This window comes from Acidipila rosea, from assembly GCF_004339725.1.
Lineage (GTDB): Bacteria > Acidobacteriota > Terriglobia > Terriglobales > Acidobacteriaceae > Acidipila > Acidipila rosea.
In genome coordinates this window covers 38,130-49,102 of record NZ_SMGK01000006.1, presented here as the reverse complement: position 1 = coordinate 49,102, position 10,973 = coordinate 38,130, and the positions used below count along the sequence as shown (strand labels likewise).

Sequence of the window (10,973 nt, the reverse complement as noted above, 5' to 3'; positions counted from 1 at the left end):
TATTGTGTAGCAGGACGTGAATTGTTACAAGAAGTTTTTGCAGGGGGGCTTGACAAAATGGTAATCGCAGCGGTCTGGCGGCTGCCACTCTACCCGTCGCGATGAGGCGGCCTATGGGCGGACTCAATCGTCCGCACCCTAGTGCGATTCGCCCGGCCCATGTATGCCCGGAGCCCAATCGGTCATGTTGGGCCCGGGAGCTGGCGCCCCGGGAGCATCTACGGGAAGCGCTCTAATATGGATAAGCCAGTTCCGTAACAACGTCGGCCAGGTGGCAAGTTCGGGAATCTCACCGCATAAGCCGCATCCGTGATTGGAGTAGTCAAAAAGGTGTAACTCTGCCGGAACATGTGCCCTCTCGAGGGCGCGGTAAAAGTCCAGGCTGTTTTCCACAGGAACAACAGGATCGTTGGTCGTAGCAAAAATAAATGTCGGCGGTGTCTTGGTATCGACATTCAATTCATTGGAATACTTGGTGACCAACTCCGTGGTCGGGTTTAAACCCAGCAGGTTGTCCCGCGAGCCTTTGTGAGTACCCGGCTCCTTCATCGTGACAACCGGATAAGCCAGCACCATGAAGTCTGGCCGGCAATCGAAATGGTTGATTGCATCGGGGCTCGCCGCATCTCCAGCAGTGCATTGCGTGCCCAGGGTGCTTGCCAGGTGTCCGCCAGCCGACGAACCCCAGACACCCAGCCGATCAGGGTCAATCTTATATTCGCTCGCATGTGCGCGAACATAACGCATGGCCCGCATGCCATCTTCAATCTCAACCGGGTTCTTGTAGGGCGCTACGCGATAGTCGAGCACGAAGGCAGCCATCCCCTGCGCATTCAACCACTGCGCCAACTGAAACCCCTCATGGCCCAGAGCGACATGCTGGTATCCTCCACCAGGAATGACCAGGACAGCGGCATTTGTCGAGCGATTTGCGGGAAGAAACGGGTAAAGCCTGGGGCGATCGGCCTCTGCATGCCCCTTGGCGCCAGGCGCACCGTCTGGCCACAGCATCACAGGCTGCGGGATCTGCGCAACAGGCGCGGCTGAGACGGTCTGAGCACTAACTGGGACGATCATGGCAAGGGCAAGGAGAGCTGTAGCGACGATCACACGCGGCATACACAGCAGTATATCCAGCGGCGACGCCGCTGTAATCTCAAGCCAGGGCTGAGCTACCCATCATGAAAACCTTGGAGGACAACCTCATGCGCTCTACCACTCAATGGATGGGGCTAAACAGAATCAGGGTTTCGTGCGGGATGCAGCCACAGCACTCCACCAGCCAGTACCGCTACCCCGGCGAAAGCCTGCATCATGGCGATCGCCTCTGCGCTCCCGGCGGTGAACATGTTTAGAAGAGCACTGCCCGACCCCACCAGAAACAGAGCAGCGCCTGCTGCTTCTCCCGCACGGAGCCTGCGCAACGGGGCAGACATCAGAAGTGCAAACACTATCAGGTAGAAGAACGAACGATAGAGTTGCACGGGATGCAGCGGAACATCCATGGGCGTTCGATACCACAACCCGGCAAGCCGGTCGCGGTAGACCACAGCCCATGGCTGGCGTGCCATCGTACCGTAATCGCAGCCCGCAATAAAACAGCCAAGAGACTGGATCGCCAACCCCAGCACAACTGCCGGAGCTACGCAGTCAAGCACGCGGCGCAACGGGAGCCGCGATGCCAGCACATAAGCAATAGCAGCACTGATGCCCAGCGCCATCCCTCCGAGCATAAAGCCCTCGCCACGGAGTGAGATCAGCCCGAGCATCCATAGTGGATAGGCCAGAAAATCGCGAAAATGGAAGGCGATGAGCAGCATTCTCGCCCCCACTAGAGACGTAAACACCGCAATCAGCCCGGCGCTCCAAATCCTTTCAGAATCAAGCGCTAGCCGGGGCGCGAGACGGGAGGCCAGCGCCAGCCCTACAACGAGCGCCAGAGCGACCGTCACACCGTAGGTAGGCAGAGCAATCGGTCCGAGCTGGAATAGGCGAGGGTACACGGGTGGCTAAAAAACAGAAAAGAAAACCGACCCACTGGGCCGTGCAGCAATGCGCCGGTGAACCCGTCCTAAGACGGTGGGAACTCTCCGCGGCCCTTTAGGCATTCCGAACTGGCGGACGCTGCACACCGGGCCGATTTATCGAGTCGAGCTCCCTGTTCAATGAATGTAGGTTCAACCAGCGTTAATCACCACACCTGCTTTGCAGGCCGGTCTCTGAATGGATGCTAGCGGGGAGCGGATGGGAATGCAAGCCTGTGGTTGAAGAGGATGATCCGTAATAGCGAATAGCAAGCTCCTCTTGGCGGGTCGGCTGCCTGGTCGATTCCCATTGGCGCCATTATTAAAGCGAATTGCCACGCCCGTTCCTGTCATTTACCGCTGGCGGAAGTCCCCTCAGGTAGCCCCCACCTGGTTCCTGGAAAATTTCATACCCGCCCTACTAAACGGTTTTGGTACTTCCCGTCTATGATGGTGCGTGAAGTTTTCACATGATCGGATGACCGGGACAAAATGAATCTAACTAACCACCCTTGCCGCTCTCTGGCAATCGCAACACTGGTTTTCAGCACACTCCTCCCAGCCTTCGCACAGCCCCGCCCTCACAAGCAGTCTGAGGACCAGACAAAGAACCTGCCGTGGATGAACAAGTCTCTCTCGCCTGACGAGCGAGCAGACATGGTTCTAAAGCAGATGACCCTCAATGAAAAGATCGGCCTTGTACATGGCGAAGGCATGCCCGGATGGGGACCACCGCGCCCTAATGCGTGGATGGGCAATGGTGGCGCCGGCTTCGTGCTCGGCGTACCGCGGCTCGGCATCCCCATTATCCAGATGAGCGACGCTGCTTACGGTGTGCGGGGAAGCGCAGAGAATGGCCGCTACTCCACCGCTCTTCCTGCCAATGTAGCCTCGGCTGCGAGCTGGGACCCGCAGGCCGCCTGCGAATACGGCGCGCTTATCGGGCGCGAGCTGCGTGCACAGGGCTATAACATGACCCTTGGCGGTGGCGTGAACCTGACCCGTGAGCCGCGCAATGGCCGTACCTTTGAATACCTTGGCGAAGATCCAATCCTGGCCGGCACCATGGTGGGCAACCGCATTAAGTGCGAACAGGCGCAGCACGTGATTGGCGACATCAAACATTACGCCATTAACGATCAGGAGAGCGGGCGCAATGAAGTCAACGCCATCATCGGCAAGCGCGCCATGCGCGAGAGCGATCTCTTCGCCTTTCAGATCGGAATAGAGATCGGCAATCCCGGCGCCGTCATGTGCTCCTACAACGCAGTGAATGGGGACTTCGCCTGTGAGAATAAGTATCTACTTACGGAAGTTCTGAAGACCGCCTGGAAATTTCCCGGCTTCGTGCTCTCCGACTGGGGGGGCACACACAGCACGGTTAAGGCATCGGCAGCAGGACTCGATAATGAAGAGCCTCTCGACGAGTTTTATGGTGACAAGTTGAAGCAGGCCGTTCAGGCGGGAACGGTGCCCATGTCCCAACTCGATGACCATGTCCGCCGCATCCTGCGGTCGGAGTTCCTTAGCGGCATTGTCGACTTTCCCACCCAGAAAAGCGTCGTCGATGTTGACGGTGGCTTCGCGATCTCACGCCACATTGCAGAGCAAAGCATAGTGCTTCTGAAGAACCAGGCTAATATTCTTCCGCTTGATCCTGCGAAGGTACACTCCATTGCTATCATCGGGCCGCACGCAGATATGGGAATGATCTCAGGCGGAGGATCGGCACAGGTAGCTCCCGAAGGCGGCGTTTCCCCCAAGTGGCAGGAGCATGTCTGGTTCCCGACATCGCCAATGAAAGCCATCCAGGCACTCGCCCCTGAAGCCACTGTCAAGTTCGACTCCGGCGCCGACCCGGCATCCGCAGCAGCGCTGGCTAAGCAGTCTGACATTGCCATTGTCTTTGCCTCTCAGTGGATGAGCGAAGGCATGGACCTGCCGAACCTCTCCTTGCCGGAGAATCAGGACGCCATGATCGAGCAGGTTTCAGCCGCAAACCCGCATACCATCGTCGTGCTTGAAACCGGCACTGCTGTTCTCATGCCGTGGCTCGATAAGGTCGATGGCGTGGTTGAAGCATGGTTTGCAGGCAGCAAAGGCGCAGATGCCGTCGCAAACATCCTCTTCGGTAAAGTCAACCCAAGCGCCAAGCTTCCGATGACCTTCCCGCTCCACATTGCGGACCTGCCCCATCCTGAACTAATACAGCCGCCTGCGCACTCCACGGGTTCCGCAGCAGTCCAGCATCGGGTTCTCACCCAGCCCACCTTCAACGTCAACTATGACGAGGGGCTGCTGGTCGGCTACAAGTGGTACGACGCCAAACATAAGCCAGTTCTGTTTCCGTTCGGCTATGGCCTCTCCTATACCACGTACAGCTATGCCGACATCAAGGTTGAGCCCGGCTCAGATACAACCACTGTCAGCTTCACCCTTAAGAACACAGGCAGCCGTGATGGCGAAGAGATCGCAGAGGTTTACGCCGCACTCCCCAGCAGCGCAAACGAGCCACCCAAGCGACTGGTAGGCTTCACAAAAGTGGCGCTTAAGGCGGGGGAAAGCAAGGACGTCACTGTAACGGTTCCACGCCAGTACCTGTCTATCTACGACGAGAAGTCTGACCAGTGGAAGCTTGTGCCCGGCAATTACACCTTCATGGCGGGCGGCTCCTCACAGGAGCTTCCGCTTACCTCAAAAGTAACCCTGCAGTAGTCAACCACCCTCGGGCCCGCAGCTCTTTTGCCAGAGTTGCGGGCCCGAATCTATTTCAATACCAGACTTCTTTCGATTTGATATCTTGAGACGGTCGAGTGTTCCCGCCACAAGCGAAGGACGTACTGCTCATGGAAAATTTCGAAGAACTCCGGATCGGCCTCTTCGGTATCGGACTTGAAGCGTACTGGAGTCAATTTCCTGGCCTCGAAGCCCGCCTCCGAGGTTATCTTGGGGTGGTAGCGCGACGACTGGCTGGACACGGCCAACGGCGGCGCGTGATCGATCTCGGGCTCGTAGATTCTCCTGCCAAGGCTCTCGCCACGGCTCATGCTGCGCGCCGCGAAGACCTCGACATCCTGGTCCTCCACGTCACTACCTACGCGCTCTCCTCGACCGTACTGCCTATTGTGCGCCGCGCGGGAATTCCGGTCCTTCTGCTCAATCTGCAGCCGGATTCAGCCCTTGATTACGGCAGCTTCAATGCCCTCAAGGACCGTACGGCCATGACCGGGGAATGGCTGGCCTATTGCTCCGCCTGTCCCGTTCCGGAAATTGCAAATGTCTTCGCCCGCGCCGGAATCCCCTTCCATCAGGTCACCGGCATGCTCGAAGGCGACCGGGAATGCTGGCTCGAAATTGAGGCATGGATTGCAGCCGCGCAGGTTCGCCACACTCTCGAACACTGCCGTCTCGGCCTCATGGGCCACTACTACAGCGGCATGCTCGACATCGCCACAGATCTCACCCGTTTCTGCGCCATCTTCGGCGTCCAGATCGAGATGCTGGAGGTGGATGAACTGAGCGCCATCCGCCTCGCTCTCGACGAGTTTTCCATTGCCCAAAAACGGGATCAGATACTGGCGGCCTTTGACGTGCAGCCGGATTGCACTACGGAAGAATTGTTGCGCGCCGCCAGAACCGCAGCAGCGCTCGACAGGTTTACAGCCATGCATCAACTCGGGGCAATGGCCTATTACTACAAAGGCTCCGGCATCGCTGCAAATGAAGACACCATGAGTTCCATCATCCTCGGAGCCTCCATCCTTACAGACCGCGGCATACCGGTAGCAGGGGAGTATGAGGTCAAGAATGCGCTTGCGATGAAGATAATGGATGCCTTCGGAGCCGGCGGGGCGTTTACCGAGTACTACGCGATCGACTTCACGGACGATGTAATTCTGATGGGCCACGACGGCCCCGGTCACTCCGCCATCGCCGAAGGCCGCACCAAAGTGCGGCCACTCGACGTCTACCATGGCAAGGTTGGCCAAGGTCTCTCTGTCGAAATGACAGTCAAGCATGGCCCGGTAACGCTGCTCTCTGTTGTCGAAGATCAGATCCACGGCTATAAATTTGTCTGCGCCCACGGCGAGAGCGTTCATGGCCCAATCCTCGAAATAGGCAACACCAACAGCCGATATAGCTTTGCGCCCGGGGCTCGCCGCTTCGTTGAAAGCTGGACAAGTCAAGGCCCGGCCCACCATTGTGCAATTGGACTCGGACACATCGGCAGCAAGATCGAGAAGCTGGCAAAACTTCTTGAGATCGGATTCGTACAGATCTGCTGAGCAGCGTTGGACTCTTCCTGCTCACCTGCTACGCGGCCAGCCGTCTGACACTGAGAGAGAATCGGGCGATTTCTGCGTCTAACCTCTGAACCACCCTCACGGCCTTCATATTTCTCCCGAAAGGGTTTTTTATTTTGCCAGTTATCCGTCTCTCTGCTGTGTGCTGCTTCTTCGTGTGCAGCGCTATCCTTCTTCAACCGTCGCGCGCCTTGTGTGCGCAACGGTCTGCCGATGCCGCCCCGCCCGCACCTGACGCCGCCGTGGCCCTTCCCTCCGCGCCCACGCCTTCGTCAGGCGTGCAGCAGCCACAACAGCAGCAGCCCGCGCCCTCCCCGGATGTCCCAGGAGACAAGGGCGACCGAGTACATTACGGAGATCGCCAGCAGCGTGCTGACCAGCCGCCCCCGCCGAGTTATGGTCAGCAGCCCAAACGAATCATGGGTTGGATTCCCAACTATCGCGCAGTAAGTGTCGGCGCTATCCCCCCTCCCCCGACACTTAAAGAAAAGTTCATCGTGGGGACAGAAAACACCTTCGACTACTCGGCCATCATCTTCAACGCGGTGGACGTTGAGATTCCGTACGTCTCGAAGAGCTATCCGGAGTTCGGCAACGGAATGTCGGGCTACTGGCAATACTTCTGGCACGGGTTTGCCGACAAGGGCATCGGCAATTACATGACGGATTTCGTCGTGCCCACGCTTACGCATCAGGACGCCCGCTACTACGCAATGGGTCGCGGTCATTGGTACGTCCGGGCGCTTTACTCCTACACGCGTGTGCTGATTACCCCCAATGACGCTGGGCGTAATACGTTCAACTACTCCGAGATCGTCGGCAAGGGCGCAGCTGCCGGCATCGGCAATCTCTACTACCCCTCTCGCTACACCAGCTGGACAAAAACAGGCCAGCGGTGGCTAGTGCAGGTCGCGATTCGGGATGGAGGTTTCAATGTGTTCCGCGAATTCTGGCCGGATATCGCTACCCATGTCCTGCATCAACATCCACAACAGTAACGCTATTTAAGTTTGGCTTCGAGCTCTGTCCAGCGCAGGTAGAGCGTATCCACCGTTGCCTCAGCCTCAGCGACGGCGGTGATAGCCGCCTGCAGCCGGGCGGAGTCAGTCGCGATCACCGGGTCCTCAAGAGCGTTGCGACGGAGCTGCAACTGCTCCTCTGCCGCCGCAATGTCCTCTTCAATGGTCGCGTATTCGCGGTTCTCAAGATAGGACAGCTTCTTCTTCGGAGCAGCCGGCACGTTTGCCCCGGCTGCAGAGCGCGGAGTAAGCTTTGCCTCCGTCCTGGCGCTTCGCTCGTTCTTCCACTCATTCCACTGGGAGTAGTCCGCGAAGCGCTCCACTCCGCCACGCCCATCGAGCCCCAGCACCAGGGTCGAGACCCGATCGAGCATGAAGCGGTCATGGGTCACAAGCACCAGCGCACCACGGAACTCAAGCAGGCTTTCTTCGAGAATTTCGAGCGTAGCGATATCAAGATCGTTGGTGGGTTCGTCCAGCAAAAGTACATCAGCCGGCTGCAGCATCAGCTTGGCAATCAGCACTCTTGCCCGCTCGCCTCCCGACAGCCGCTCCACTGGCTGGTTCAACTGTTCGCTGGTAAAGAGAAACCTCTCCGCCCACGAAGCGACATGCTGGACACGGTCCTGGTAGACAACCGAATCACTATCCGGAGCTAGAGCACGGCGCAGCGTCAAGTCTTTGTCGAGGGGCCGGTTCTGATCGAAATAAACAATGCGTAGCGCCGGGGCACGCCGAATCTGCCCGGCGTTAGGTTCCAGCTCTCCCCGCAATAACCGCAGCAGCGTCGTCTTGCCGCTGCCATTCGGACCGACCAGTCCCAACCGCATCCCCGCCGTCAGTACGAAGTCGAGCTTGTCCAGCAGCAACCGTCCACCGATCTCGCACGATACCCCTTCGAGTTCGATCAGCCGCTTGGTTTGCCGATCAGTTGCAGAGAAGTCGATAGCCGCAGTCGCCGTGCGTGTGCGCGATTTTACATCGGCAAGTTCCCCGATCATACTGTTCGCGTTGTCTATGCGCGCTTTGGACTTTCGCGTCCGCGCCTTTGCCCCGCGCCGCAGCCACTCGATCTCCGAGCGCACCCGGTTAGCCAGCGCGTCCTGACGCTTGGTTTGCGCCTCGAGATATTCATCCTTCTTTTCGAGAAACGCGCTGTAGTTGCCTTGAACGCGAAGCAGCCCGTCGGCATACATGCGATTCAGTTCGACCATTGTCTGAGCCACATTCTCGAGGAAATAACGGTCATGACTGATTACGACATATGCAAAGGGTGCGGAGGCGAGCAGCCGCTCAAGCCATTCAATCCCCGCCAGATCAAGGTGGTTTGTCGGCTCATCGAGCAGCATCACATCAGGCTGCTGGACAAGCGCCTCGGCAATCGCCAGACGCTTGCGCCATCCCCCGGAAAGGGTAGCCGCCGGCACATCGAAGTCGTCGAAGCCTGTGCGTCCCAGCGTCTCGGCAAGTCGCGCGTCGCGCTGCGCCTCGGGGATCCCAAACCGAACCATGGCGTTCTGGATGACGGACCGCACGGTGTCGTTCGCTCCGAACTCAGAGGTTTGCGCGATGTATCCGACCCTGCTCAGCTTCCGGCGCGAGACTTCACCACCGTCAGGCTCTATCTCTCCCGCGAGAATCCCCAGCAGAGTAGACTTTCCTGAGCCATTCGGCCCAACTACGCCGATTTTGTCTCCTTCAGAGATGGTGAACGAGATGCCGTCAAAGAGCGGTGTAGCTCCGAACTGCTTACGGAGTGATTGTGCATTAAGAATGGGAGGCAAAAGTCGGGTGGGTCCTTAATGGCGTAGATAGTTGGTGTCTTTTAAGAGGATAGCAGCGCGGCCGGACGGTAAAGAGGTAAACGTCGCAGGCTCCACAACTCCTTGCGTGCTTTGCTTCAGTTCCGTCTGGCTCTGAAGCAGGGCCTGGCGGCCCACGCTACAATAGAAGGTTCCCTATGGCCACCGCTGCAGAACTCATCCAGATCGACCTCGCTCCCCGGCAACCCAAGCCGAAGCCGGAATGGCTGAAGGCGCGCGCGCCTGTCGGCGACAACTACCACAACCTCAAGAAGCTGGCCCGAAGCCTCAACCTCCATACCGTCTGCGAATCCGCGCATTGCCCCAACATCGGCGAGTGCTGGAACCACAAGACAGCCACCTTCATGATGCTGGGCAATCTCTGTACCCGACGCTGCGGCTTCTGCGCTGTGCCGAAGGGCCGCCCTGAGTCTATTGACTTTGATGAGCCGCGCCGCGTCGCTGAGGCTGTCGCCCAGCTAGGCCTCAAGTTTGCCGTCATCACCAGCGTCAACCGCGATGATGATATTCAGGGCGGCGCTCGCGCCTTTGCCATGGTGATCGAGGAGATCCGCCGTCAGGCTCCCGGCTGCCAGGTCGAGGTGCTCATACCCGATTTTCAGGGCAACGAGGAGGCCATTCGGACTGTTGTTGATGCGAAGCCGGAGATCCTCAATCACAACACTGAATCTGTCCCTCGCCTCTATCGCGCGGTGCGTTCCGGCGCGCGTTATGAGCGGACCCTCCGGCTCCTTGAATTTTCGAAGCAGGTTAACCCCGCCGTCACCACAAAGACCGGCGTCATGGTCGGCCTGGGCGAGGAGATGCACGAATTGCTCAATGTCTTTCGCGATCTCGCAGCTGTAGGAACCGACGTGCTCACCATCGGCCAATATCTGCGCCCCTCAAAAGATCATCTTCCGATGACACGCTATTACACCCCCGAGGAGTTCGCTTTCATGAAGGAAGAGGCCTTGGCAATGGGCTTCCGGCACGTCGAATCGGGCCCCTTGGTGCGTTCTTCTTACCATGCTCACGAACAAGCCGATGCGGCCAGTGGCGTGCGGCTTGTCTGATTTGAATGTGCGGGGATCCAGTTCGAAAGCTGCCTGGCTGGGCGCCGCGCTTTTGCTCTTTACCGGATGCGGACCTTCGCTTCCTCCATCCAAGCCGCTCAGCCAGCTCACCCCTGCAGAGGCACAGGGACATCAGATTTTTGTCTCGAAGTGCGTTCGCTGCCACTCAGCAACCGGCGTGAATGGACTTCACGGACCTGGCCTCTTTGGTCTCTATCGGCAGAAATATTTGCCCAGCGGCGCACCGGCAAATGATGAGCGCGTCACTGCAACCATCCTGCATGGCCGCACCATGATGCCTGCATTTGGCAACGAACTCGACGAGCAGCAACTCCAGGACCTGCTCGCCTACCTGCACACACTATGAACAGCCAGCCCGCTCCCGCAGAAAACACCTCCGGCCCGCTACCCGGTATGGCGGTCATCGCCATCTGGATGGCCGCGCTCTGCTTTCTTGGACTTTATGGCGTGATTACCCATCACCTGCCAATGATTGCGACTATCGTTTGCGCGCTCTTCGCTGCTGCGGCTCATGGGTTGGTGCGGCAGATGCGCTGGGGATGGGCACTGACCCTTGCAGCCGCCTTTCTCTCCATGACCTATGCCGTCTGGCTCATGGTGCGCTGGCATCAGAGCCCAGCGATTGTGATGGCAGTCGTCAACCTCATCTTCTTTCTTTATCTCGTGCGTCCTGAAGTAATCGAGCGCCTGAAGTAGCTTACTTAAGCCAGGCTTAACTTCAGGGCGG

9 protein-coding genes and 1 other RNA gene are annotated in these 10,973 nt (G+C 58.3%); 6 read left to right on the top strand and 4 right to left on the bottom strand.

Annotated elements, in window-relative coordinates; genetic code table 11:
- Positions 1–138: 138 nt before the first annotated feature.
- The 3 genes from C7378_RS15365 to ssrS form a co-directional block, all read right to left on the bottom strand.
- Positions 139–1,119: an alpha/beta hydrolase gene (locus C7378_RS15365; RefSeq protein WP_131998736.1), complete on the bottom strand. Its 981-nt coding sequence runs from the start codon at positions 1,117–1,119 to the stop codon at positions 139–141.
- Between the two features lie 113 nt (positions 1,120–1,232).
- The gene (locus C7378_RS15360; protein WP_131998734.1) at positions 1,233–2,003 is read right to left on the bottom strand and encodes a prolipoprotein diacylglyceryl transferase; all 771 of its coding nucleotides are present in this window, start codon (positions 2,001–2,003) and stop codon (positions 1,233–1,235) included.
- 24 nt (positions 2,004–2,027) lie between these two features.
- A non-coding RNA gene (gene ssrS / locus C7378_RS15355) (6S RNA) lies at positions 2,028–2,217 on the bottom strand.
- 299 nt (positions 2,218–2,516) lie between these two features.
- Between ssrS and C7378_RS15350 the strand changes: the two genes are divergently transcribed.
- The 3 genes from C7378_RS15350 (at position 2,517) to C7378_RS15340 (ending at position 7,326) form a co-directional block, all read left to right on the top strand.
- The gene (locus tag C7378_RS15350) at positions 2,517–4,739 is read left to right on the top strand and encodes a beta-glucosidase family protein (protein WP_131998732.1); all 2,223 of its coding nucleotides are present in this window, start codon (positions 2,517–2,519) and stop codon (positions 4,737–4,739) included.
- A gap of 131 nt (positions 4,740–4,870) precedes the next feature.
- Positions 4,871–6,310, top strand: coding sequence for an arabinose isomerase (locus tag C7378_RS15345; RefSeq protein WP_131998730.1), 1,440 nt, complete (start codon positions 4,871–4,873; stop codon positions 6,308–6,310).
- A gap of 260 nt (positions 6,311–6,570) precedes the next feature.
- Positions 6,571–7,326, top strand: coding sequence for a hypothetical protein (locus C7378_RS15340; protein WP_131998728.1), 756 nt, complete (start codon positions 6,571–6,573; stop codon positions 7,324–7,326).
- Positions 7,327–7,328: 2 nt separating this feature from the next.
- Here the strand turns inward: C7378_RS15340 and C7378_RS15335 are convergent, their stop codons facing one another.
- On the bottom strand, positions 7,329–9,131 hold the full coding sequence (locus C7378_RS15335) for an ABC-F family ATP-binding cassette domain-containing protein (protein WP_131998726.1): 1,803 nt from the start codon (positions 9,129–9,131) through the stop codon (positions 7,329–7,331).
- A gap of 176 nt (positions 9,132–9,307) precedes the next feature.
- Between C7378_RS15335 and lipA the strand changes: the two genes are divergently transcribed.
- The 3 genes from lipA to C7378_RS15320 are packed head-to-tail and all read left to right on the top strand — an operon-like array spanning position 9,308 to position 10,942.
- The gene (gene lipA, locus C7378_RS15330; protein ID WP_131998724.1) at positions 9,308–10,225 is read left to right on the top strand and encodes a lipoyl synthase; all 918 of its coding nucleotides are present in this window, start codon (positions 9,308–9,310) and stop codon (positions 10,223–10,225) included.
- A complete protein-coding gene (locus C7378_RS15325; RefSeq protein ID WP_243648293.1) occupies positions 10,218–10,592 on the top strand; it encodes a c-type cytochrome in 375 nt (124 codons plus the stop codon). The genes lipA and C7378_RS15325 overlap by 8 nt, the downstream gene beginning before the upstream one ends.
- Positions 10,589–10,942 carry a hypothetical protein gene (locus C7378_RS15320; RefSeq protein WP_131998722.1) on the top strand — a complete coding sequence of 118 codons (354 nt, stop codon included), beginning with the start codon at positions 10,589–10,591 and terminating at the stop codon, positions 10,940–10,942. Before C7378_RS15325 ends, C7378_RS15320 begins: the two co-directional genes overlap by 4 nt.
- Positions 10,943–10,973: the final 31 nt, after the last annotated feature.

Coding starts and splice junctions, on each gene's coding strand:
- C7378_RS15345 (WP_131998730.1), top strand. CDS start 4,871: ATGGAAAATTTCGAAGAACTCCGGATCGGCCTCTTCGGTATCGGACTT.
- lipA (WP_131998724.1), top strand. CDS start 9,308: ATGGCCACCGCTGCAGAACTCATCCAGATCGACCTCGCTCCCCGGCAA.
- C7378_RS15350 (WP_131998732.1), top strand. CDS start 2,517: ATGAATCTAACTAACCACCCTTGCCGCTCTCTGGCAATCGCAACACTG.
- C7378_RS15365 (WP_131998736.1), bottom strand. CDS start 1,119: ATGCCGCGTGTGATCGTCGCTACAGCTCTCCTTGCCCTTGCCATGATC.
- C7378_RS15320 (WP_131998722.1), top strand. CDS start 10,589: ATGAACAGCCAGCCCGCTCCCGCAGAAAACACCTCCGGCCCGCTACCC.